Raw genomic sequence first — 23,252 nt, forward strand, 5'->3', positions numbered from 1 at the left:
TTGAATAAGCCCTCAGGCCTCAAGTACTTCGTTCCTGTCGTACTGGGCAAGGCGGTGCGCACCCTCGCAAAGATTCGCGGTGGTGGCTCCGCCTTTCCTGGCTACGTCACGACGAAGCTGGCCCCGCGCTTTCTGGAAGACGTGACCGGGCAGTTCCGCTACGGAATCGTCTACGTGCTCGGGTCCAACGGCAAGTCCACGACGACGCACATGCTCACCGAGGTGCTGCGTGGTCACGGGCTTACGGTGTTCACCAATCCGTCGGGCGCCAACCTGCCTCAGGGCATCGCGTCGTCCATCCTCGCCGAGTCGAGTGTCTTCGGAAAGCTTGACGCCGACATCGGCGTGCTGGAGATCGATGAGGCTTTCGCTCTCGAATTCGCCACCACCGTACCTCCGTCCACCGTGCTCGTGCTCAACACCCAGGTCGACCAGCTCTACCGTTTCTATGAGACGGAGCGGGTGGCCGACATGATGCTCGACACCGCCCAGCAGGCGAAGCTGCACATCGTGACGAATCGCGAAGATCCCTATCTCAGCAAAATAGCCAAGCGATATCCGGCGGGGGATGCGACCATCGCACCCGACATCACCTACTTCGGGGCATCCGACGAGGTCATCGCAAACGCCCCGCACGGTCTTTTCAATGCGACCGACTATCGGGATGCCGATGCGGCGCCCGAGACTCATGCCCCGCTGGCCGAGTTGGTCGCCACCGATCGCGCCGGCGCCTCCATCACCGTGCGCGGCGACGTGGTCGACGTGGTCCTGCCCGCCAAAGGCCTCCACTACGGCATCGATGCGACCGCGGCGATGGCCACTGCGGCAATCATCCTCGGCGAGGACTTCAGCGGCGCATCCGCCGCGAAGGCCTTCGCCGCGATGAAACCCGCCTATGGCCGCGGAGAACTGCTCGCCATCACCAACAAGAATGGTGAAGAGGAGCAGGTCGAGTTTGTGATGTTCAAGAACGCCGCGAGCCTGCAACTGAATCTCGACGCGTTGCCAGAACCGCCGGAGCAGGTGCTGCTCGCCATCGACGAGGGCACTCCTGACATCTCCTGGATTTACGACATCGACTTCGCCGCACTCGACCACGTCGATCTGATCACCGGGGCCAAGGCCTGGCAAATCGCTCTGCGCCTCGAGCACGAGGGCATCAGGATCGGCGTCGTCGAACCCGACCTGCGCAAGGCGATCGACCTCATGAGGGCGATGCCGAAGCCGAAGGCCGGGATGAAGACCTGGATCGTCAACTACGAGATCATGATGCTCGCCAGAAAGCAGATCGGTTTCCTCGAACTGGAGAACCAGCGATGAGCGACACAGTGACCATCGTGCAGCTCTACCCAGAGGAGCTGGGCGTCGCGGGTGACCGTGGCAATGTCATGGCCCTGCGTGAGCGCCTGTCGCGGGCAGGCATGACCGTCTCTGTCGTCGAACATCGCGTGGGGGATTCGCTCCCGACCGAGGTGGATCTGGTGCTGGTCGGCAATGGACCGCTATCTGCCATCCGCAATATCTACGACGACCTCCGGTCCACAGCGCCCGCGCTGAAGCAGCTTGAGGGCGACGGCGTTCCGATCTTCGCCTATGGATCCGGCGCCGAGCTGCTCGGACACGACATCACGCTCCTGGACGGAACGGTGCTCGATGGTTTCGGCCTCTTTCCCTTCCGAACCACGCGGGTCATCGAGCGCAAGGTCGGCTACGTGATCGTCGACACGCCTCACGGCCAGGTCGTGGGTTTCGAAGACAATGCTTCTCTGTGGCAGTTGGATGCCGGGGCTGCGGCTTTCGGCACTCTCGTAGCGGGCGGTGGGAATGGTGACGGAGCTCACGAAGGTGTCGTGCTCGACTCGTCGATTGCGACGCAGGTGGGTGGACCGGTGCTGCCGCTGAACCCTCTGCTTAGCGACAGCCTGATCGCTTCGATAGCGACTCGTCGCGGCCTCGATTACGCGGTCGGCACCGAGCACTTCTCGCTCGATCGTTTTGCCGAGCAGGCCCGCGCTGTGATGGTCGCGAACGCCAAGCACGTCTTCTCCCGGATCTAGCTCCTCCCTGCGGCAGACTGGAACCGTGAGCGTCGAACCAAGGCACGTCGCGAGAATAGATCTCGAGGCGATCCGCCACAACACCCGGGTGTTACTGACGCGCGCGCAGGGTCGTCCACTTCTGGCGGATGTCTCGGCAGACGCTTATGGGCACGGCGCGCATCGCGTGGCGCAGTCCGCCGTCGAGGCTGGCGCGAGCGTACTCGGCGTCACGAATCCGTGGGATGTCGATGCGCTGAGGCGGATCGAGGCGGATCGGTATGTGCTTCCTGGTCTCTCGCGGATGTCGGCGTCCGGCGACTACGTCGTGGCCGGTGCGCAGCTCTACGGCCTGGGGAACGATCCACAGCTCAAGCCGGCGATGACGGTGAGCTCGACAGTGGTAGCGACCAAAACGATCGCGGCGGGCGAAGGCGTGTCCTACGGATATACCTACCGTGCGTCGGCCGCCACGAACCTGGCATTGGTCGGCATCGGCTATGCCGACGGCGTCGATCGGTCGGCAGGCAACCTGGCATCCGTCAGCCTTCGCGGCCGCGCGAGACTCGTCGCCGGCAGGGTCGCCATGAACGCGCTCGTGTTGGAACTCGGTGACGACGCAGCCGAGGTCGGCGACGAGGCGGTGTTCTTCGGTGACGCAGCCAGGGGTGAACCGGGCGTAGAGGACTGGGCGGCCTCACTCGGCCGTCCGGCGAGTGAGGTCGTCGCCGTATTCGGCAACAGGCTGCCGAGGGTTTACGCATGAACGACCCCGCGGATGCCTGGTTCGAAACGATGCCCGCCGTGGCGATCATCGATCTCGATGCTTACGCCCAGAACCTGCGCGTGTTGCGCTCACGGGTTGCGCCGGCAGAATTCATGGCCGTGGTCAAGGCGGATGCCTACGGCCACGGCCTGTTGCCGATCACGCGAGCGGCTGTCAACGCCGGGGTCGGTTGGATCGGAGCCCTCGACATCGACACGGCCCTGCGATTGCGTGACAACGGAATCGGGGACGAGACGGCGATTTTCGCGTGGCTTTTGGCCACAGGGGACGATCTCGAAGCGGCAGTGGTCGCGGGCGTCGATCTCGGAGTGTCATCAGTCGAGCAGTTGGAGGCGATCGCGGCGATGGTCGACAAGCGCCGTGCGCGGGTTCACCTGAAGATCGACACTGGTCTGCATCGCAACGGACTGAGCCCCGAAGAGTGGGGACCTGTGGTGGAACGTGCCGTCGCTCTCAAAGATCGCATCGACCTCGTGGGTGCCTGGACCCATATCGCCGAGGCATCGGATGATGAGGACACGGCCGCTATCTCTCGGTTCCACGAGGCAGTCGGTGTGGCCCAGCGCGCCGGTGCAGAACTGCAGGTACGCCACCTGGCGGCGAGTGCGGCCGCATTCGCTCGCGGTGACTCCCGGCTCGATCTCGTGCGGGTCGGAGCGTTCAGCTACGGCATCTCGCCCGGCGGGGGAGTGTCGGCGGCCGAGCTCGGACTCGTGCCGGTGATGACGCTCACCGCACCCGTAAGCTCCGTGCGGGACGATACGGCGTACCTTGCGATCGGAACAGGGAATGGCATCTCGAGTGCGGCGGTGAACCGGGTGTCGATAGCGATCGCTGGCCGTCGCTATCCGATCGTCGAGATGGGGCTCGACTGGATCGGTGTGCGTGTCGATGCGAACCTCGTCACGCGGGGCGACCGGGCGGTTCTCTTCGGAACCGGCAGCGAGGGCGAGGCGACCCTGCAGGAGTGGGCGGACGCCACCGACACCATCGGCGAGGAGATCGTCACGCGCTTGGGGTCCAGTATCCGTCGTCACTATCGAGGCGCGGTCTCCTGAACGAGAAAACGCCCGCGGCGTGAGCCGGAGGCGTTCCTGTCGAATCTGTTGGGGACTAGCGGTTGTCCTGCAGAAGACGGTCAGATTCGTCGTGCCAGTCGCTCGCGACGGCCGACAACTTGTCCTGGTACTTCTTGCCGTGGTGAGCACAGAACAGCAGTCCACTAGAACCGATGGCCACACGAATATAGGCCTGCGCCCCACAGCTGTCACAGCGGTCTGAGGCGGTGAGTTGGTGGCTGGATTCGAGCTCATCAATGGCAGACGTTTCGGGTGCGATCTGTGACATGAGATGCTCCTCCAGTTTCTTGGCTAAATAAATCTTGTCTCTATACAAACACGGCGGTGTTACAACGGGACTACAAAAGGCCTGTATTTCGCTGAACGCGTAGCAATCGTGGCGAGGGGTGTCGGATACATTCGGCAGCATCCTGTTTCATTAGTCTGGAACACGGCCCGCCCACCATCCATTCCCCAATGAAGGGGGCGTCGGCCGCGCGTAAAAGGAGAGATTGTGGCGAGTTCGGATTACTCGGCCAGGCACCTGTCGGTGTTGGAAGGCCTCGAAGCCGTGCGCAAGCGTCCCGGCATGTACATCGGCTCGACCGATTCACGCGGCCTCATGCACTGTCTGTGGGAGATCATCGACAACTCGGTCGACGAGGCCCTCGGCGGCAACGGTGACGACATCAGCGTGATCCTGCACAAGGATGGCAGTGTCGAGGTCATAGACCGTGGCCGTGGCATCCCTGTCGATATCGAACCCAAGACTGGACTCTCCGGGGTCGAGGTCGTGTTCAGCAAACTCCACGCCGGGGGCAAGTTCGGCAGCGGCTCCTATGCCGCATCCGGTGGCCTCCACGGAGTGGGCGCATCGGTGGTCAACGCGCTGTCCGAGCGGCTTGACGTCGAGGTCGATCGTGATGGCAAGACCTGGGCGATGTCTTTCCATCGCGGGGAACCCGGCACCTTCGCCGACAAGGGCGAGGCTCGACCGGACGCCGCGTTCACTCCCTTCGTCTCGAACAGCGAGTTGCGCGTAGCGGGCAAAGTCGCCCGCGGCGTAACCGGTACGCGAGTACGTTACTGGGCCGATCCGCAGATCTTCAGCAAGGGAACGACCTTCCAGATCGAGGAACTCTTCACCCGGGCCAGGCAGACAGCCTTCCTCGTACGCGGTCTCGGCATCGACATCACCGACGAACGCGGCTCAGAGACGACCCACGAGACCTTCAAATTCGATGGCGGCATCGCCGAGTACGTCGACTTTCTCGCCCCCGACAACGCGCTCACCGAGACCTGGCGGATGACCGGCGATGGCAGGTTCACCGAGACGGTTCCGGTGCTCGACGACAAGGGCCACATGGTGCCGACGGAACTGGAACGCGAGTGCGAGGTCGACATCGCCCTGCGCTGGGGTACCGGATACGACACGGTCTTCCGCAGCTATGTCAACATCATCGCGACGCCGAAGGGGGGGACCCACCAGACGGGTTTCGAGCAGGGGATGCTCAAGTTCCTCCGCGGGCAGGTAGAGCAGAATGCGCGGCGTCTCAAGGTCGGCAACGACAAACTCGAGAAGGACGACATTCTCGCAGGACTCACGGCAGTGCTAACCGTGCGCCTGCCTGAGCCGCAGTTCGAGGGACAGACCAAGGAGATCCTCGGAACGCCGGCGGTGCGCAACATCGTGGCGAACGTCGTCGCCGCGACGATGGCGGCAAGGTTCGCCTCGAGCAAGCGCGATGACAAGACCCAGTCGTCGCTGGTGCTTGACAAGATCGTCGCCGAGATGAAGTCGCGTGTCTCGGCTCGCGTCCACAAAGAGACGCAGCGCCGCAAGAACGCTCTCGAGAACTCGTCGCTGCCTGCCAAACTCGTCGACTGCCGTTCGAGTGATGTCACCAACAGCGAGCTGTTTATCGTGGAGGGCGACTCCGCTCTCGGCACGGCGAAGCTCGCCCGCGACAGCGAATATCAGGCGTTGCTCCCGATTCGCGGCAAGATTCTCAACGTGCAGAAGGCGTCCGTCTCCGACATGCTGTCGAATGCCGAGTGCGCCTCGATCATTCAGGTGATCGGTGCCGGCTCCGGCCGTAGCTTCGATCTGCCGACGGCTCGCTACGGCAAGGTCATCATTATGAGTGACGCCGATGTCGACGGTGCCCACATTCGTACCCTGCTGCTCACGCTGTTCTTCCGCTACATGCCCGACATGATCCGTGATGGCAGGGTCTACGCCGCCGTGCCACCCTTGCACAGGGTGATCGTGATGAACCCCGGTTCGAAGCCCAATGAGACGATCTACACCTATTCGGAGCAGGAACTCAACGGGGTACTGGCGGGGCTCAAGCGCTCCAACAAGCGCTACCAGGATCCGATCCAGCGCTATAAGGGCCTCGGTGAGATGGATGCCGATCAGCTCGCCGAGACCACGATGGATCGCCGCCATCGCACCCTGCGACGGGTGGAGATCAGGGATGCCATCAACGCCGAGCGCGTGTTCGAACTGCTGATGGGCAATGACGTCGCGCCTCGCAAGGACTTCATTATTGCGGGATCCGACGGGCTGTCGCGCGAGCGCATCGACGTCTAACTCTCATGCCTGACTGCTGCGGTTAACTCGCGGCACGTAGTATTCGGCGAATGGCTGTAGTTACTTCCCACGCGCTGCGGGTGGCGGTGACCGGGGGCACCATTGCAGGCGGCGTCAGGCGCGGTCTTCGGATGTGGCGTGGCATTCCCTATGCTGCACCGCCCGTCGGTGACCTGCGTTTCCGCGCTCCCGCACCGGTCGACCCGTGGGAGGGCGTCCGTGACGCCCTCGAGTTCGGCCCGGTCGCGGCCCAGGATCGCAAGGGGCAGTTCCTCGGCCCTGGCACGAACGTCGTAACGTCGGAGGACTGCCTCACCCTCAACGTGATAGCACCACTGGCGGAATCGGATGCGCCGCGTGCTGTGATGGTCTGGATCCACGGCGGCGCCTACAGCGTCGGATCATCGCGCGAGATGCCCCACCAGGGTGAGGGACTGGCTACCGAGGGCGACGTGATCTTCGTGAACTTCAACTACAGGCTGGGCGCGCTCGGCTATCTCGACTTCACCCGCTTCTCCACCCCCTCGCGCAGGTTCGAGAGCAATCTGGGCTTGCGGGATCAGGTCGCCGCGCTGCAGTGGGTGCGCGACAACATCCCTGCCTTCGGCGGCAACCCCGACAACGTGACGCTCTTCGGTGAATCCGCCGGCGGCAACGCAGTCACCACTCTCATGACAGTCCCGAGCGCGCGAGGACTCTTCGCGCGGGTGATCGCCCAGAGTTCGCCACCGAACGCGGTCTACCCGGCCGAAATCACCGCAGAGTGGGCCCAGGAATACCTCGAACTGCTCAGTGAAGAGGTCGACGATTCGAGCACCGACAGCACCAGCAGTGAGGAGGCGGCCGACCTGCTCCTGTCCTCCGATGTCGAGGATCTCGTGCGGGCCACGACACGGATGCAGCTGCGCACCCCCGACCACGCGCCGGGCACGATCAGCCTCTGTCCGGTGATCGACGGGAACTTCCTGCCTGAGCGCCCACTGGACGCGTTCAAGCACGGGCGGGCGCATCCGGTTCCGCTTATCATCGGAACCAATGATCGGGAGGGCTCACTGTTCAGGGGCCGACTGGACATTCTCGCGACGACGCCGTCCCGCATCCGGGCCATCTTCGCTAAGACGAAGAAGAAGGCGCGTAAGGCGCTCAAAGCGCAGTACCCCGGGCTGCCCGCGAGACGGCCCGCGGCCGACTTCGGCGGTGACTACGCCTTCTGGTATCCGACGATCAAGGTGGCTGAGCGGCACGCCCACTACGCACGTGTTCACTTCTATCGCTTCGATATCGCACCGAGATTGGTGCGCTTCGCCGGTTTCGACGCCACCCACGGCCTGGAACTCTTCGCGCTGTTCGATCGCATGGACAACGCATTCGGCCGCACGATGGGCGCGTTGGGCGGGCGTGCGGCATTCAAGCGCGCCGGAGCGCGGATGCGAAGGAACTGGTTGCGCTTCGCGCACGATGGCACCGTGGACGAGTCGTGGCCGAAGTACACCGATCGGCGACGCCGGACGATCATCATCGACACCGTCGACCGCGTCGAGGAGGATCCGCGTGGCGAGCGTCGTCGGGCCTGGCAGGAGTTCGTACCTCACGTCTGAGCGTCGACCAGACGTCGTGCCACGATCCGGTAGGCGACACCCACAAGTATCACAAGGACACCCACGATGATGCCCACGGGTGGGAGGGTAATCACAAGCGCGACGCAGGCGAGCGCTCCGATCACCTGCAGGGCTTTCGGATACCGACGCTGTTCGCGAATCTGGGTGAACGCCGCGATGTTGGCGACGAAGTAATACAGCAGCACCCCGAACGACGAGAACCCGATGGCACCGCGTAGATCGACACTCACTACCAGAATGGTCACGATGATCGCGACGGCGACCTCCGCACGGTGAGGAACCGCGAATTTCGGATGCACCGCTGCCAGCCAGCGCGGCAGGTCACCCTGGCGTGCCATGGCCAGGGTCGTGCGGCCAATCCCCGCGATGAGTCCGAGCAGGGCACCGAGCGATGCGGCAGCGGCTCCGAACCGTACGATGGGCGCCGCCCACGTCCATCCACCGGCTGCAACGACGTCGACAAGTGGTGCTGTCGATTCGGCGACACGACTGGCGCCGAGGGTCGCGAGCACGGTGATCGCGATGACGGCGTAGACGACAACGACCACCGCGAGCGCGATGCTGATCGCTCGTGGAATCGTGGTCGCCGGATCCCGTACCTCCTCGCCCATGGTGGCGATCCGCGCGTAGCCCGCGAAGGCGAAGAAGAGCAGGCCTGCTGACTGGAGGATGCCGTACCAGCCATGCGCGAAGAGGTCGCCGAGTTCCGAACCGCCCTGGGGAAGACCGGTGCCGATTCCCGCAGCGACGACTATGGCCAGGCTCAGCAGTACGACCACGACGATCATCCTGGTGACGAACGCGGTTCGGGTGACGCCGAAATAGTTCACGGCTGCCAGGCCGACCACAGCGGCAACCGCTATCGGGCGTTGCCACCCGGATGGCGCGGCGTAGGCGGCGAACGTCAGCGCCATGGCTGCGCAACTGGCAATTTTGCCGATGACAAAGCTCCAGCCCGCAAGGAAACCCCACCAGTGGCCGAGCCGTTCACGTCCGTAGACGTAGGTGCCACCGGACGAAGGGTACTGCGCGGCCAGTTGCGCGGAGGATGTCGCGTTGCAGAATGCCACCACCGCCGCCACCACGAGTCCCAGAAGCAGGCCGGATCCCGCCGCCTGGGCCGCGGGTATGAAGGCGACGAAGATCCCGGCACCGATCATCGAGCCGAGACCGATGACGATCGCGTCGAGCAGGCCGAGCCTCCGGGCGAGCGTCGGCGGCGTTGTCACCCGCGCAGCCTAGGACACGAAGGAGAACAACGGGATTCGTGCTAGCGACGGACGATGCTACAGGCCGGTGCCGATCGACCCGATCACCGCATCCAGCGGCATGCCGGACGCATCCCGCTTGGCCCCGGCATCGGGAAGAGTGCGGACAGCACCATCCGGGCCGACGGCCAACGCCGGTGCCGAACCCGCCCAGGCGACCGCGAGCACGTCTTCGCCCTTGAGAAAGGTGTGCGCGCGCACACCGCCTGTCGCACGACCCTTGCCAGGGAACTCTGCAAGATGCGAGACCTTCGCTCGCCCCGGATCAGCTCCGGCGATCTTTCCGCTACTGGTTGACACCGTGACGACCACATTCTCAGCGGTCGGATCGACCGATCCAAAGAACACCACCTCGGCTGTGGCGCCGAGGTTGACGCCCGCCATGCCCCCGGCGGAGCGTCCCTGAGGACGCACGGCGGAGGCGGAGAAGTGCAACAGCTGTGCCTCGGATGTCACGAAGAGCAGTTCGTCTCCGTCGCCGCCCTGGCGCACGCCGACGACCTGGTCGCCGGGTTTGAGGCTGATGATCTCGAAGTCCGGCCGATTGGCGAAATCACCGGGGGTAAGGCGTTTGACGACACCCTGGCGCGTGCCGAGAGCGATTGCCTGGTCGGATGAGAGGGAGACGAGCGCGAGCACACGCTCCTTCTTCGAGTCCAGCGCCAGATAGTCGGCGATCCTGACGCCTGCTGCAAGTTGGATGGAGTTCTCCGGAACGACAGGCAGGTCGACGGGGGAGAGTCGCACTAGACGCCCGAGCGTGGTGACGGCGCCCAGCTCCGCGCGGCTCGTGGTGACCACCGTGGACAGGATCGCATCGTGTTTACTCCGCCTGGCGGCCCTGACCGGCAGCTCAGACGGCATCTCAGGCAGATCGACACGGATCGCGCGGCCCGTGGTCGACAGGTACACGATGCAGGGTGCATCCGCGATCTCGAGCACCGGGGCGGCGGAGCGCGACGACGAAGATGTGGCGATACTCGGTCGTGCCTCGGTCAGCAGGGTGCGGCGGGGTGTGCCGAAGCGCTCAGCCACCTCCTCGAGCTCATCAGAGACCAGCTGGCGCACGCGCTGCGGCACCGAGAGCAGTTGCTCCAACTCGTCGATCTCGGCCCGCAGCTGGTCACGCTCGGTCTCCAGCTCGATGCGGGAGAACCTGGTGAGTCGGCGCAGGCGCAACTCGAGGATGTATTCCGCCTGCACCTGGCTCAGGTCGAAGACGTCGATGAGCCTTAAGCGTGCCTGTTCCGTGTCATCGCTGGTACGGATGACCTGGATGACCTCGTCGATGTCGACGATCGCAATGAGCAGGCCCTCGACCAGGTGCAGTCGCTCTTTCTTGCGGGCGAGACGGTACTGGCTGCGACGGGTGACCACGGAGATCCGATGGTCGATATAGACCTGCAGCAGCTCGCGAAGGCCGAGTGTGCGCGGCCCACCTTCGACCAGGGCGACGTTGTTGATGTTGAACGAGTCTTCGAGCGGGGTGAACCGATAGAGCTGCTCGAGTACCGCGTCCGGACTGAATCCGGTCTTGATGCCGACAACCAGGCGCGTACCGTGCTTTCGATCGGTGAGATCGGTCACGTCGGAAATACCATTGAGCTTCTTGGAGTTGACGCCATCCTTGATCTTCTCGATCACCTTTTCGGTGCCGACCATGAAAGGCAACTCGGTGATGATGAGTCCGACCTTGCGGGCGGTGATGCTCTCGACCGACACTTTGGCCCGAGTGCGGAAACTGCCGCGCCCGGTCTCATAGGCATCGCGGATGCCCGCAAGACCGATGATCGTGCCTCCGGTCGGCATGTCAGGCCCTGGTACGAACGACATCAGGTCGTCGAGGGATGCGTCGGGGTTCTCGATCAGGTGCCGCGCGGCGCCGACCACCTCGATGAGATTATGCGGCGCCATGTTGGTGGCCATCCCGACAGCGATTCCACTCGCGCCGTTGACCAGCAGGTTGGGGAAAGCTGAGGGAAGTACCTCAGGCTGCACCAGCTGATTGTCGTAGTTGGGGACGAAATCGACGACATCTTCGTCGAGATTCTCTGTCATCGCCATGGCTGCCGGGGTGAGGCGAGCTTCGGTGTAACGCGCAGCGGCAGGACCGTCATCCAGTGTGCCGAAGTTGCCGTGGCCGTCGATCAGCGGCACGCGCATGATGAAGCCCTGCGACAGTCGCACCATCGCGTCATAGATGGAGCTGTCTCCGTGGGGATGTAGCTTGCCCATCACTTCGCCCGTGACGCGTGCGGACTTCACGTGGCCGCGGTCGGGTCGCAGGCCCATCTCGGTCATCTGGTAGAGGATGCGACGCTGGACGGGCTTGAGACCGTCGCGGGCATCCGGAAGGGCGCGGGAATAGATGACGGAGTAGGCATACTCGAGGAACGACCCCTCCATTTCGGAGGAGACATCGACGCTGTCGATGCGTTCGCCGTGGGTCGTCTCGGAGGGGTTTTCGGGAGTAGTCATAAGATTGCCACCATGCTACCGGCCACCAAATCACACCGGTTTAGCCTTGCCGATGTCGTGCCAAGTTCCCTTCTCGCCGTCGACGGTAAGCCCAACCAGCTCTCGCTCCCGCCGGTACGGAAGGCTATTGTGCTGCTCGTCGACGGCCTCGGTGCCTCTGTACTCGCGGCGAGGGCTGGACACGCTCGCTCGCTCGCTCCCCTCCTCACGCCTGCGAGCATTATCGGCGCCAAATTTCCTACGACCACAGCTGCGGCTCTCGCCACGTTGACGACGGGGGAGCTGCCGGGAATCCACGGCCTGGTGGGCTATACGGTGCTGGATGCAGCCAACGACAGGGTCGTCAACCAGCTCAGCGGCTGGGACTCACGGCTTGATCCGGCGACCTGGCAACGGGTGCCGACCCTGTTTGAGAAAGCGAAGGATGCGGGCCTGCCGTCGTTCGCCGTCGGCGCAGAGCGCTATCGGTCATCCGGTTTCACGAAGGCGATTCTCCGCGGCGCCGAGTATCGCAGCGGAATAACCATCGCCGACCGGTTCGACGAGGCCCGGCGCGCCTTGGACGGGATCGATAGCGGCCTGGTCTACGTGTATGTGCCGGAACTCGACCAGACGGCGCACGCCGCCGGCTGGCAGTCCACGCTGTGGACCGCCGCACTGGAGGAGCTCGATGGAGCGGTCCGTCGCTTCACCGAGCAGCTCCGTCGCGGCGAAGGCATGCTTCTGACCTCGGATCACGGCGTACTGGACGTGCCGGAGAGCTCACACGTGCTGTTCGATACCAACGCGGGCCTGGTCGACGGCATCCGTCATGTCGCGGGAGAGCCGCGAGCGCTCCAACTGCACTTCGAACCGGATGCGAGCGAATCGCACCGGGCCACTGTTCTCCAGCGCTGGCGCGAGGCAGAGGGAGGTCGTTCCTGGGTGGTGAGCCGGGCCGAAGCCGTCGAGTCGGGATGGTTCGGAAGCGTCGTCGACCCCGAGGTCATTCCTCGGATCGGTGACCTGCTCGTCGCCGCTCGCAAGAACATCGCCTATTACGATTCACGGGCAGCGGCGCAGCACGGACGCTCGATGGTGGGCCAACACGGGTCGTGGTCCCCCGAGGAGACCACCATCCCATTGCTCAGGTTCGGCGACTTCGCCTAAAGATCGTCGTCAGAACGGGCGCCGAAGACGATCTCATCCCAGCTCGGCATCGAGGCGCGAGCCTTCTTGCTCGACCTGTGGTGGAACACATTGGGCTGCGGGGCCGTGTTGCTGAGGGCACCGTCCTCATCATCGCGGAAATCTTCGAGCGGAATATCGACGAGACGGATCGAACCGGTCGACGGATGAGCCGCCCTCGACTCTTCCTCCTCGGCGAAGTTCGCCGATTCGCGTTCCCCGCGCCTGCGGCGCAGTGCCTCGAGCAGGTCGGCGGTCTGGTTGGACTCCGGTTCTTCTGCCGCGGGGGCGCGATTGATCGCGGCATCCGCTACGGCAGCGGGCGCATCGTCCAGGCGACCGTAGACGGCGGGCTGCACCGCACCCTCCGCGAGCTCGTTCTCGGTGAACGCGCCGCTGTCGAAACGTGACTGGTCGGGGTGGCGTTCCTCGTCACCGACCGCGCGAAGCCGCGGTACGAGCGCTCCGGCCATCTCACCCTGCTGGGATAGCGTGATCGCCTCACTGTTGAGCGGTGCGAGGGCGGCTTTCTTGGGTTCGAAGCGCCAGCGGGCATCGTGATCGATCTGCTCTGCGGTAAACGCGAGCTTCACGATCCACTCACCACCGACCTCTTTCCAACTGGCCCAGCGTTCATTGATGGCGCCGAGGTCGTAAAGACGTTCACGAATGACCGTGCCGAAGGTTGATCCGCCGCCGAGCGGGTCCGACTCCATCGCAGTGTGCACCGGCACGTTGAGCGCAGAGGTCACCACGAACTCGCGTTCGGCGAGCACTGGGCCCTCGAATTTCTGGATGTAGTCCAGTGGAACGCCGGTGATCGACGCGACGTCCTGCGCGGACATCCCCGATCGGATGTGCGCCTGAATCTCTTTGGGCGCGAGCTTTCTGCCCGCGCCGGGGTCGGGGATGGCCTGGCGAAGTTTCGACTGCAGAACCTCGTCGATCGCGACGCGGAACCGGGTGCCTTCGTCGGACGCTACGAGGAGTGCGCCGTTCTCCACTCCGATAACTCTCAGGTCTTGCATTCTGAACGCCTTTCGCGGTCACTGGTGTTCTTTAGAGTGACATGCCGAAGGTCGATATTGCGGGAATAACCCGGGCGTGCCGCAAGTTGCACAGACGTCGGATTCACGGCTGGTTCGCAGTGGTTTGCTATTCGCAAACTATTGATGCAAACTATGGCCGCCGATTGAGAACAATTGATGCAGATAAGAAGTGGATGGGCATGGCAACCGACTACGACGCACCTCGTAAGACCGACGACGACTCAGAGTCGATCGAGGCTCTTAAAGAGCGCGTTCCGGACAAAATGTCAGGTGTAGTCGACGTCGATGACGCCGACAACCCTGGCGGTTTCGAACTCCCAGGCGCAGACCTCTCTGACCTCGACCTCGACGTGGTGGTACTTCCGCCCCAGGCAGACGAGTTCACCTGTGTGAACTGCTTCCTGGTGAAGCACCGTTCGCAACTGGACCACGAAGAGAAGCTCGGTCCGATCTGCCAGGAGTGCGCGGCCTAACGGCTCACGCCGTTGCGCGCGCCCTGGCGACGGCAGCGACGACGTCCTCTGGATGACGAGTCGAAACGACCCAGTATGGGGTCGGATCGTTCTCGTCGAGGACGTCGATTCGCACGATGGGCCCAACCCAGCCCCTGATTAGCAACCAGGCTCGCGAGTCGAGGCGCTGTCCTCGCTCGAGCGTTGCCTCTTCCGTCCGGAATCCTTCGATGGGCCCGAGGAAGCGGATGGGCAGCCGTGCCCTTCCGGCCCTGAACTCTTCTGGTGTGACCTCGATGACGGGCGCCGTGGCGATCAGGAGGAATACGCAGCCACCGTAGAGAACAATCGCGACGATCACTCCCACGCCGATGTTGATCGGCAGGAACACCATCAGGCTCGCCGGAATGACCAGAGCGGTCGAGATGAACACCCAGGCCGAGGCCCACAACCGCTCGCGGTAAATCGTCATGGTCCTATTCGATCAGATAAATGCTGTGCGCTGTGCCCGTGTGGCGTCCAGCCGTTCTGCACTACCCTCGTGACGTGCCCGAAAGCGTTGAAGTCCTTATTGTCGCCGACTCGGTTCCGGTCTACTCGCATCCCGGTGATGCCGGTGCCGACATCACGGCAGCCGAGTCGGTGGAGCTGGCACCAGGCCAGAGAGCGACTGTCGGTACGGGAGTCTCGATCGCGCTGCCCGACGGCTATGCGGCATTCGTCGTCCCACGAAGCGGTCTCGCTGCCAAGCATGGCATCACGATCGTGAACAGCCCCGGAACGGTGGATGCCGGCTACCGCGGGGAGATCCGCGTCACCCTTCTGAATACCGACGACTCTGTGCCGTATTCTGTGGCAGTCGGTGATCGGATCGCTCAACTCGTGATCATGCCGGTGACGCGAGCCAGGTTCGTGCCGGTCGAGACACTTCCGGGAAGCCATCGGGGCGACGGCGGATTCGGGTCGACAGGTTACCGCGACAACAAGCAAGGAGACGGCGCGTGAGCGACATCACTTCATCAGTTCCCGACGATGCCGAGCAGGCAAAGTCCGCGCCATCAGATCGCGCCACCAAGGGTCCGCTCGATGAAGCGGAGGCCAACCCGGTTCGTCCTTACGTCGACCTCGGGGGAGTCAAGATCCTGCCGCGGGACGGACTGCAGCTCCGCCTCGAAGTGGAGGAGGGCAGCCAGCGCGTGGTCGCCGTCGGGCTCGACTACGCGGGTTCCACGCTCCAGGTGCAGCCCTTCGCAGCGCCGAGGACTTCGGGTCTCTGGCACGAGATCCGGGCGCAGATCGCCGACCAGATCGCCAGGCAGGGCGGCACGACCAAGCTCACAGTCGGCCCGTTTGGTCCGGAACTGCTTGCCGAGATTCCCGCCACCGTTGCCGGCCAGCCGGGTTCAAAGAGACTCGCGCGTTTCGTCGGCGTCGACGGCCCGCGCTGGTTCCTCCGCGGTGTCATCGCCGGCGAGGGTGCCGTCGACCAGGAAGCAGCGGCGAAGATCGAAGAACTCTTCCGCAGCGTGGTCGTCGTGCGCGGCAAGACCCCGATGCCGCCCCGTGACCTCATCCCACTTCACATGCCAAAGAGCGCCACCAATGCCGATGACGCTCCGTCGGCCCCCACAGTCTGATGTCGACGTCCGGCGGCCAGGATGAGCAGCCGCCGAGCTTCAGGGAGAGCTTCGGCGACGCCATGCGTAAGACCGGTCTCGGCCAGGTTGCGCCGGGCGAGGTCCCGACCGGCAAGTCGCTTCTCAAGGCCATCGGGGGAGTGCGCGGGCTGATCGAGTCGATCGTGCCTGGACTGGCGTTCCTTGTGGTCTATTCGCTCAGCGGGCAGAACCTGCTGCTCAGCGTTCTCATCCCGCTGGCGCTTTCGGTGATCTTCGTTGTCATCCGCCTGGTGACGAAGAGCGGACCAACGCAGGCGCTCGGTGGGATCGCCGTTCTCGCGGCATCCGCCATCCTCGCTCTCATCACGGGCCGCGCCGAAACGAACTTCCTGCCCGGAATCTTCTTCAATGCCGGGAGCCTTGCGGTACTCCTTCTGAGCATCGTTGTGCGCTGGCCTCTTATCGGGGTGATTGTGGGCTTTTTAACGAACGAGGGCGTCGCGTGGCGCACCAGCAAGCCCAAACGTCGCGTGCTGTATTTGGCGACCTGGCTGTGGGCGGCCCTTTTTGCGCTGCGGCTGGTGGTGGAGGTGCCGCTTTATCTGGCCCATGAGGCCGAGTGGCTTGCGGGAACCAAGCTGCTGCTCGGTGTGCCGCTCTACGCGGGACTGCTGTGGGTCACCTGGCTTCTGGTCCGCGCCGTTTATGGACGCAGCACTGCCAGCAAAGCCGAATAGCTCGCATCCGCAGGTCTTTCGTGGTGCTATATTTATCTTGACGTCAAGATACTTTTGACTTCCTGATCTTTCCGATCGACCTCAAAAAACTTAGGCTTGCCTTGCTGGCAACCGGTCCGGTCGACGGGGAGGATTGGCAACGACAGCAGCCCGTCAGAGCGGGCAGAGCTTAGTAAGGGAGACGCGCAATGTCGCAGGTCAACAGCTTCGATTCGAAGGACACCCTGAAAGTCGGTTCCTCGGAGTATCAGGTATTCCGCATCGACAAGGTTCCGGGTCACGAGCGACTCCCGTTCAGCCTCAAGGTGTTGCTCGAGAACCTCCTCCGCACGGAGGACGGCGCCAACGTCACCAGGTCGCAGATCGAGGCGCTCGGCTCCTGGGTTCCGGCCGCAGACCCTGACACCGAGATCCAGTTCACGCCGGCTCGCGTCGTGATGCAGGACTTCACCGGCGTACCGTGCATCGTCGACCTCGCCACCATGCGCGAGGCCGTAGCGAGCCTCGGCGGCGACCCGAAGAAGATCAACCCTCTCGCCCCAGCCGAAATGGTGATCGACCACTCGGTGATCGCCGATCTCTTCGGCACCGAGAACGCCTTCGAGCGCAACGTCGAGATCGAGTACGAACGCAATGGCGAGCGTTACCAGTTCCTTCGCTGGGGGCAGACGGCCTTCGATGACTTCAAGGTGGTGCCACCGGGAACCGGAATCGTGCACCAGGTCAACATCGAGTACCTCGCCCGTGTCACGATGACTCGCACCGTCGACGGCGTGCTGCAGGCCTACCCCGACACCTGCGTCGGCACCGACTCGCACACGACGATGGTCAACGGCCTCGGCGTGCTCGGCTGGGGTGTCGGCGGTATTGAGGCCGAGGCGGCCATGCTCGGCCAGCCGGTCTCCATGCTCATCCCCAAGGTGGTCGGTTTCAAGCTCTCCGGATCTATCCCCACTGGCGTGACGGCGACGGATGTCGTGCTCACAATCACGCAGATCCTGCGTAGGCACGGTGTGGTCGGCAAGTTCGTCGAGTTCTACGGCGAGGGCGTGGCGGCTGTGCCGCTCGCGAACCGCGCCACCATCGGCAACATGAGCCCGGAGTTCGGCTCGACCGCAGCCATATTCCCTATCGATGACGTGACCCTCGACTACCTGCGGCTCACCGGCCGCAGCGAGGAGCAGGTCGCTTTGGTTGAGAGCTACTCGAAGCTGCAGAAGCTCTGGCACCACGTATCCGTCGAACCGTCGTTCAGTGAGTACCTCGAGCTCGATCTCGGAACAGTGGTTCCGTCGATCGCCGGTCCGAAGCGCCCGCAGGACCGCGTCGAGTTGAGTTCGGCCAAATCCCAGTTCGAGCTCGACCTCGGCGCGTACGCCGATACCGACCGCTCCGAGATCGACGCCGCGCTCGAAGGCACATTCCCGGCCTCCGACCCCGTCGGCTTCACTTCGCAGGATGAGGAGACGGCTCACCGTCTGTCGCACACGAGCCCGAGCCCGTCGCACGCGTCGAAGCCCTCGGATGTGACCCTCGCGAACGGCGACAACTTCGTACTCGACCACGGTGCGGTCGCGATCGCCGCGATCACTTCGTGCACCAACACTTCGAACCCGTCGGTCATGCTCGCCGCTGGCCTTCTGGCCCGCAACGCCAGCAAGAAGGGCCTCAGGTCGAAGCCGTGGGTCAAGACCACCCTGGCACCGGGTTCCAAAGTCGTCACCGACTACTACGAGAAGGCCGGTCTCAACGGCTACCTGGAAGACCTCGGGTTCTACCTCGTCGGTTACGGTTGCACGACCTGCATCGGCAACTCCGGTCCGCTCGAGGACGAGATCTCGAAGGCGGTACAGGATAACGACCTGGCCGTCACCGCGGTTCTCTCTGGCAATCGCAACTTCGAGGGTCGCATCAACCCCGACGTGAAAATGAACTACCTGGCCTCGCCTCCGCTGGTGATCGCCTACGCCCTCGCCGGATCGATGAACTTCGACTTCGAGGTCGATTCGCTCGGCAAGGACACCGAGGGCAACGACGTGTTCCTGAAGGACATCTGGCCCGATGCCGCAGAGGTACAGGCCACCATCGACTCCTCGATCGACACCGAGATGTTCACCCATGAGTACGCCGGTGTCTTCGACGGTGACGAGCGCTGGCGTTCGCTTCCCACCCCGACAGGTTCCACCTTCGAATGGGACCCGAAGTCGACCTATGTGCGCAAGCCCCCGTATTTCGACGGCATGACCATGGAGACCACGCCGGTCAGCGACATCGTCGGCGCGCGTGTGCTCGCCAAGCTCGGCGACTCGGTGACCACTGACCACATCAGCCCAGCCGGCAACATCAAGGCTGACAGCCCAGCGGGTCAGTACCTCGAAGAGCACGGCATCGAGCGCAAGGACTACAACTCCTACGGTTCGCGTCGCGGAAACCACGAGGTGATGATCCGCGGGACCTTCGCGAACATCCGTCTCAGAAACCAGCTGCTGGACGGTGTCGAGGGTGGTTACACCCGCGACTTCACCAAGCCGGATGCACCGCAGTCGTTCATCTACGATGCTTCGCAGAACTACCAGGCCGCCGGTACCCCGCTGGTGATCTTCGCCGGTAAAGAGTACGGCTCAGGGTCGTCCCGCGACTGGGCGGCTAAGGGAACCAGCCTCCTCGGCGTCAAGGCCGTCATCACGGAGAGCTTCGAGCGTATCCACCGCTCGAACCTCATCGGAATGGGTGTCGTGCCGCTCCAGTTCCCGGCTGGGGAGAGCTGGGCGTCGCTTGGCCTCGACGGCACGGAGGTGGTGAGCATCGCGGGTATCGAAGAGCTCAACAACGGCACGACGCCGAAGACGGTTCATGTCACTGCGGCCCCGAGCGACAACTCGCCCGAAGGCAAGGCAACCGTCGAATTCGACGCGGTGGTCCGCATCGACACACCGGGTGAAGCCGACTATTACCGCAACGGTGGCATCCTCCAGTATGTTCTGAGGTCGCTGGTTTAGGCTGACTCAATGAGTCTTCTCGAGAGCATCCATGGTCCGCGAGACCTGGATGCTCTCACCCAAGACCAGCTCACGCAGTTGGCCATCGAGATACGACAGTTCCTGGTGACGGCGGTGTCGAAGACCGGCGGACACCTGGGTCCCAACCTCGGCGTCGTCGAGTTGACGATGGCCGTGCACCGGGTCTTCGACTCCCCGCACGATGCGATCGTCTTCGATGTAGGGCACCAGGCCTACGTGCACAAGCTACTCACCGGGCGACAGGATTTCAGCCATCTTCGCGAGAAGGGCGGCATTGCCGGCTACCCGCAGCGCTCGGAGTCGATCCACGACATCGTGGAGAGTTCGCACGCGTCAAGCTCCTTGAGCTGGGCGGACGGAATCTCTCGTGCCTTCAAGATGACCGGACAGAAAGACCGTCACGTCGTCGTGATCGTCGGCGACGGCGCGCTCACCGGTGGAATGACCTGGGAAGCTCTCAACAACATCAGTGACGACAACAGCCGCAATCTGGTGATCATCGTTAACGACAACGGCCGATCCTATGCGCCGACAATCGGCGGGATGGCGCGGTTCCTCAGCGACGTGCGAACCAGGCGCTCCTATCGGAGCCTTTACGACTCCAGTCGCCGCCTGTTCGACTTCTTCGGAGGTCCGGGCCGGGCGTTTTATCGCGGCATCCGCGGTGGTGCTCACGGGTTCCTCAGCCGCTTCGCCAACAACGAGGCGCTCTACTCCAACCTCGACATCAAGTACATCGGCCCGGTTCATGGCCATGATGAGCGCGCCATGGAAGAGGCGCTGAAGCAGGCCAAGAACTATGGCGCCCCGGTCATCGTGCACGTCATTACCGAGAAGGGTAAGGGCTTCGAACCTGCTGTGCTCGACACGGCCGATCAGTTCCACTCTGTCGGGCATATCGATCCGGAGACCGGTGAGCCGATCGGCGGCTCGGACCGTCCGTCGTGGACCTCGGTCTTCTCCGATGAGATTGTGAAACTGGCGGACAATGACCCGACGATCGTTGGGATCACCGCGGCGATGCTGCGACCCACCGGCCTCGACCGGCTGGCGGCGAAATATCCGGAACGCGTCTTCGACGTCGGGATCGCCGAGCAGCACGCGGTAACCTCTGCCGCAGGGCTTGCCTATGGTGGCCTGCATCCCGTCGTCGCGCTCTACGCCACCTTTATCAACCGCGCCTTCGACCAGGTGTTGATGGATGTCGCGCTGCATCATGCGGGCGTTACCTTCGTGCTCGACCGCGCCGGCGTGACCGGTCCAGACGGCCCGAGCCACCACGGGATGTGGGACCTGTCGATCCTGCAGGTCGTGCCGCACATCCGGCTCAGCGCACCACGCGATGCGACTCGCCTGCGTGAGGAACTCGCAGAGGCCGTGGCGGTGACTGATGCGCCGACGGTTGTTCGCTTCTCCAAGGGCACTGTAGGCACCGAATTCGACGCCGTTCGCCGAACGGATGACGGTGTGGACGTGCTGCGCGAAGCGCCGCACCGAGACGTGCTCATCGTCACCGTCGGTCCGATGGCCGAGATCGGTCTCCAAGTGGCCGACCGTCTCGCAGCCCAGGGGATCGGAGCGACAGTCATCGATCCACGCTGGGTGATCCCGGTGCCGGAGAGCGTGATCAGCCTCGCGGCGGAACACCGGCTCGTCGTGAGTATCGAGGACGGCATCCGCGTCGGGGGTATCGGTACCCGAATCCGTCAGGACCTGCGCGCCGCCGGTGTCGACACGGCGCTCACGGAGCTCGGCCTGCCCGATGAATTCCTCGAGCACGCCTCGCGGTCGGAGATCCTCGAAGAGGTAGGTCTCACTCCGCAACGTATCGCCCGCGACGTGGTGGCGCAGGTACTCGGTAGCAAGATTCCGGTTGCGCGACCGCTGCCCGACGACCTTGAGGAACAGCGCCGGCTGGGTGCTGACCGCCAATAGTGCATCCGGGTTTGACTTAGAGTGCGCTCTAAGTTCTAGCCTGTGGTTATGCCAGTTGAACGAGTGACAACCGAGGACGAGCAACTCTCGATCTCAGAGGTGGCTGAGCTGACCGGGCTGTCGGCCCACACACTGCGCTACTACGAGCGGGCCGGCCTAATGCTCGCGCCAATCAGCCGGGCATCGTCCCAACATCGACGCTATTCGAAGCAGGATGTGGGATGGGTGGGCTTCCTCACCAAGCTTCGCTCGACATCCATGCCGATAGCGCGGATACGCCAGTACGTCGACCTCGCGCGGCACGGCGATGACACGATCGGCGACCGCCTCGAACTGCTTCTCATCCATCGCATGAACGTCGCCGCAGGGCTCGATGAGATGACCCAGAGCCTAGCCGCGATCGACTTCAAGATCGCGACCTACCAGGGAAGGACCCCAACGGAATGAAACACATCACACTCGGAACGAACGGACTCGAGGTCGGACGCCTCGGCCTCGGTTGCATGGGCATGTCTGCCTTTTACAGCGGGGCCGGACAGGACGATACCGCGTCGATCGCGACGATCCATCGTGCGATCGATCTCGGCGTCACGCTCTTCGACACTGCTGAGATGTACGGTCCGTACATCAACGAAGAACTGCTCGCGAGGGCCTTCGATGGCAAGCGTGACCAGGTCACGATCGCGACGAAGTTCGGCACGCTGCTGCATCGTGGAGATGGTAGTCGTGGACTCGACGGGAGCGAGGAAAACGTTCGACTATCGGTTGAAGGTTCGCTCTCGCGGCTGAACACCGATCACATCGATCTCTACTATCAGCACCGTATGGACCCCGGTACACCGATCGAGGAGACCGTCGGCGCTCTGGCCGAGTTGATCACAGAAGGCAAGATACTGGGCTACGGGCTGTCGGAAGCGGGCCCGGAAACGATCCGTCGGGCCAATGCCGTACATCCGGTGACTGCCCTGCAGACCGAGTACTCGCTCTGGTCGCGGGATCCGGAGGCCGAGATCCTGTCACTGGTCCGCGAGCTCGGCATCGGTTTCGTGGCATACTCGCCGCTCGGTCGTGGCTTCCTCACCGGCACGATCCGTTCGCTTGATCAGCTCGAAGCCACCGACTTCCGCCGCAGCAACCCGCGATTCGAGGGTGAGAACCTCGAGGCGAACATCCGTATCGTGGTGGAGGTGGATGCTGTGGCAGCCGAACTCGGCGCGAAGCCAGGCCAGGTCGCGCTCGCCTGGCTACTTGCCCAGGGCGACGACATCGTGCCGATTCCCGGAACGAAGCGGGTCGGCTACCTGGAGGAAAACGTAGCCGCGGAGGCACTCGAGCTGAGCGTCGACCAGCTGGCAGCGCTCGACGCGGTGGCGGCTCCCGTTGGTGACCGTTACGCGGACATGAGCCCGCTCAACAAGTAGTATCAATGAA

Annotated in this window: 20 protein-coding genes; 15 read left to right on the plus strand and 5 right to left on the minus strand. The window is 63.6% G+C overall.

What is annotated here, in order from left to right; all coding sequences use genetic code 11:
• The 4 genes from ABIB56_RS00510 to ABIB56_RS00525 are packed head-to-tail and all read left to right on the plus strand — an operon-like array spanning position 1 to position 3,881.
• Positions 1-1,320 carry a MurT ligase domain-containing protein gene (locus ABIB56_RS00510; protein ID WP_354566772.1) on the plus strand — a complete coding sequence of 440 codons (1,320 nt, stop codon included), beginning with the start codon at positions 1-3 and terminating at the stop codon, positions 1,318-1,320.
• Entirely contained in the window at positions 1,317-2,057 is a 741-nt protein-coding gene (locus ABIB56_RS00515) for a type 1 glutamine amidotransferase (protein WP_354566773.1), read from the plus strand. Before ABIB56_RS00510 ends, ABIB56_RS00515 begins: the two co-directional genes overlap by 4 nt.
• Positions 2,058-2,082: 25 nt before the next feature.
• A complete protein-coding gene (locus ABIB56_RS00520; protein ID WP_354566775.1) occupies positions 2,083-2,802 on the plus strand; it encodes an alanine racemase C-terminal domain-containing protein in 720 nt (239 codons plus the stop codon).
• Positions 2,799-3,881 carry an alanine racemase gene (locus tag ABIB56_RS00525; RefSeq protein WP_354566776.1) on the plus strand — a complete coding sequence of 361 codons (1,083 nt, stop codon included), beginning with the start codon at positions 2,799-2,801 and terminating at the stop codon, positions 3,879-3,881. Before ABIB56_RS00520 ends, ABIB56_RS00525 begins: the two co-directional genes overlap by 4 nt.
• A gap of 55 nt (positions 3,882-3,936) precedes the next feature.
• Here the strand turns inward: ABIB56_RS00525 and ABIB56_RS00530 are convergent, their stop codons facing one another.
• On the minus strand, positions 3,937-4,170 hold the full coding sequence (locus tag ABIB56_RS00530) for a DUF7455 domain-containing protein (protein WP_354566777.1): 234 nt from the start codon (positions 4,168-4,170) through the stop codon (positions 3,937-3,939).
• 225 nt (positions 4,171-4,395) lie between these two features.
• Here ABIB56_RS00530 and ABIB56_RS00535 point away from each other — a divergent pair, with 225 nt between their 5' ends.
• The gene (locus ABIB56_RS00535; RefSeq protein ID WP_354566778.1) at positions 4,396-6,477 is read left to right on the plus strand and encodes a DNA gyrase/topoisomerase IV subunit B; all 2,082 of its coding nucleotides are present in this window, start codon (positions 4,396-4,398) and stop codon (positions 6,475-6,477) included.
• A 50-nt stretch (positions 6,478-6,527) separates the two neighbouring features.
• Positions 6,528-8,075, plus strand: a complete 1,548-nt coding sequence (locus ABIB56_RS00540; RefSeq protein WP_354566779.1) for a carboxylesterase/lipase family protein — start codon at positions 6,528-6,530, stop codon at positions 8,073-8,075.
• On the opposite strand, the gene ABIB56_RS00545 is transcribed toward ABIB56_RS00540, so the two are convergent.
• Together ABIB56_RS00545 and ABIB56_RS00550 are read right to left on the minus strand one after the other, a co-directional pair.
• Entirely contained in the window at positions 8,066-9,325 is a 1,260-nt protein-coding gene (locus tag ABIB56_RS00545; protein WP_354566780.1) for an APC family permease, read from the minus strand. The genes ABIB56_RS00540 and ABIB56_RS00545 overlap by 10 nt on opposite strands.
• Before the next feature lie 57 nt (positions 9,326-9,382).
• Positions 9,383-11,842 (minus strand): DNA gyrase/topoisomerase IV subunit A, encoded by a 2,460-nt coding sequence (locus ABIB56_RS00550; protein ID WP_354566782.1) that lies wholly within the window; start codon positions 11,840-11,842, stop codon positions 9,383-9,385.
• 57 nt (positions 11,843-11,899) lie between these two features.
• Between ABIB56_RS00550 and ABIB56_RS00555 the strand changes: the two genes are divergently transcribed.
• Positions 11,900-12,991, plus strand: coding sequence for an alkaline phosphatase family protein (locus tag ABIB56_RS00555; RefSeq protein ID WP_354566783.1), 1,092 nt, complete (start codon positions 11,900-11,902; stop codon positions 12,989-12,991).
• Here ABIB56_RS00555 and sepH read toward each other — a convergent pair.
• Entirely contained in the window at positions 12,988-14,037 is a 1,050-nt protein-coding gene (gene sepH / locus ABIB56_RS00560; RefSeq protein ID WP_354566784.1) for a septation protein SepH, read from the minus strand. The two genes, ABIB56_RS00555 and sepH, sit on opposite strands and share 4 nt — an antisense overlap.
• A gap of 200 nt (positions 14,038-14,237) precedes the next feature.
• Between sepH and ABIB56_RS00565 the strand changes: the two genes are divergently transcribed.
• Positions 14,238-14,531: a DUF4193 domain-containing protein gene (locus ABIB56_RS00565; protein ID WP_147782392.1), complete on the plus strand. Its 294-nt coding sequence runs from the start codon at positions 14,238-14,240 to the stop codon at positions 14,529-14,531.
• 4 nt (positions 14,532-14,535) lie between these two features.
• On the opposite strand, the gene ABIB56_RS00570 is transcribed toward ABIB56_RS00565, so the two are convergent.
• Positions 14,536-14,982: a DUF3093 domain-containing protein gene (locus tag ABIB56_RS00570; RefSeq protein ID WP_354566785.1), complete on the minus strand. Its 447-nt coding sequence runs from the start codon at positions 14,980-14,982 to the stop codon at positions 14,536-14,538.
• 74 nt (positions 14,983-15,056) lie between these two features.
• On the opposite strand from ABIB56_RS00570, the gene dut reads away from it, so the two are divergent.
• From dut to ABIB56_RS00605, 7 genes are all read left to right on the plus strand, one after another.
• On the plus strand, positions 15,057-15,515 hold the full coding sequence (gene dut / locus ABIB56_RS00575; RefSeq protein WP_354566786.1) for a dUTP diphosphatase: 459 nt from the start codon (positions 15,057-15,059) through the stop codon (positions 15,513-15,515).
• Entirely contained in the window at positions 15,512-16,147 is a 636-nt protein-coding gene (locus ABIB56_RS00580; protein ID WP_354566787.1) for a DUF3710 domain-containing protein, read from the plus strand. Before dut ends, ABIB56_RS00580 begins: the two co-directional genes overlap by 4 nt.
• Positions 16,147-16,866 (plus strand): DUF3159 domain-containing protein, encoded by a 720-nt coding sequence (locus ABIB56_RS00585; protein ID WP_354566788.1) that lies wholly within the window; start codon positions 16,147-16,149, stop codon positions 16,864-16,866. Before ABIB56_RS00580 ends, ABIB56_RS00585 begins: the two co-directional genes overlap by 1 nt.
• Positions 16,867-17,054: 188 nt before the next feature.
• Complete coding sequence (gene acnA / locus ABIB56_RS00590; protein ID WP_354566789.1) at positions 17,055-19,865, plus strand: aconitate hydratase AcnA; 2,811 nt, start codon at positions 17,055-17,057, stop codon at positions 19,863-19,865.
• Positions 19,866-19,874: 9 nt separating this feature from the next.
• A complete protein-coding gene (gene dxs, locus ABIB56_RS00595; protein WP_354566790.1) occupies positions 19,875-21,821 on the plus strand; it encodes a 1-deoxy-D-xylulose-5-phosphate synthase in 1,947 nt (648 codons plus the stop codon).
• 48 nt (positions 21,822-21,869) lie between these two features.
• The gene (locus tag ABIB56_RS00600) at positions 21,870-22,268 is read left to right on the plus strand and encodes a MerR family transcriptional regulator (RefSeq protein ID WP_354566792.1); all 399 of its coding nucleotides are present in this window, start codon (positions 21,870-21,872) and stop codon (positions 22,266-22,268) included.
• Positions 22,265-23,242, plus strand: coding sequence for an aldo/keto reductase (locus ABIB56_RS00605; RefSeq protein WP_354566793.1), 978 nt, complete (start codon positions 22,265-22,267; stop codon positions 23,240-23,242). Before ABIB56_RS00600 ends, ABIB56_RS00605 begins: the two co-directional genes overlap by 4 nt.
• Positions 23,243-23,252 lie beyond the last annotated feature (10 nt).

Origin of the sequence: Glaciihabitans sp. UYNi722, from assembly GCF_040549465.1 — a bacterium.
Taxonomy (GTDB): domain Bacteria; phylum Actinomycetota; class Actinomycetes; order Actinomycetales; family Microbacteriaceae; genus Lacisediminihabitans.

Coding starts and splice junctions, on each gene's coding strand:
- sepH (WP_354566784.1), bottom strand. CDS start 14,037: ATGCAAGACCTGAGAGTTATCGGAGTGGAGAACGGCGCACTCCTCGTA.
- ABIB56_RS00570 (WP_354566785.1), bottom strand. CDS start 14,982: ATGACGATTTACCGCGAGCGGTTGTGGGCCTCGGCCTGGGTGTTCATC.
- acnA (WP_354566789.1), top strand. CDS start 17,055: ATGTCGCAGGTCAACAGCTTCGATTCGAAGGACACCCTGAAAGTCGGT.
- ABIB56_RS00565 (WP_147782392.1), top strand. CDS start 14,238: ATGGCAACCGACTACGACGCACCTCGTAAGACCGACGACGACTCAGAG.
- ABIB56_RS00530 (WP_354566777.1), bottom strand. CDS start 4,170: ATGTCACAGATCGCACCCGAAACGTCTGCCATTGATGAGCTCGAATCC.
- ABIB56_RS00525 (WP_354566776.1), top strand. CDS start 2,799: ATGAACGACCCCGCGGATGCCTGGTTCGAAACGATGCCCGCCGTGGCG.
- ABIB56_RS00540 (WP_354566779.1), top strand. CDS start 6,528: ATGGCTGTAGTTACTTCCCACGCGCTGCGGGTGGCGGTGACCGGGGGC.
- dxs (WP_354566790.1), top strand. CDS start 19,875: ATGAGTCTTCTCGAGAGCATCCATGGTCCGCGAGACCTGGATGCTCTC.
- ABIB56_RS00605 (WP_354566793.1), top strand. CDS start 22,265: ATGAAACACATCACACTCGGAACGAACGGACTCGAGGTCGGACGCCTC.
- ABIB56_RS00515 (WP_354566773.1), top strand. CDS start 1,317: ATGAGCGACACAGTGACCATCGTGCAGCTCTACCCAGAGGAGCTGGGC.
- ABIB56_RS00600 (WP_354566792.1), top strand. CDS start 21,870: ATGCCAGTTGAACGAGTGACAACCGAGGACGAGCAACTCTCGATCTCA.
- ABIB56_RS00585 (WP_354566788.1), top strand. CDS start 16,147: ATGTCGACGTCCGGCGGCCAGGATGAGCAGCCGCCGAGCTTCAGGGAG.
- ABIB56_RS00550 (WP_354566782.1), bottom strand. CDS start 11,842: ATGACTACTCCCGAAAACCCCTCCGAGACGACCCACGGCGAACGCATC.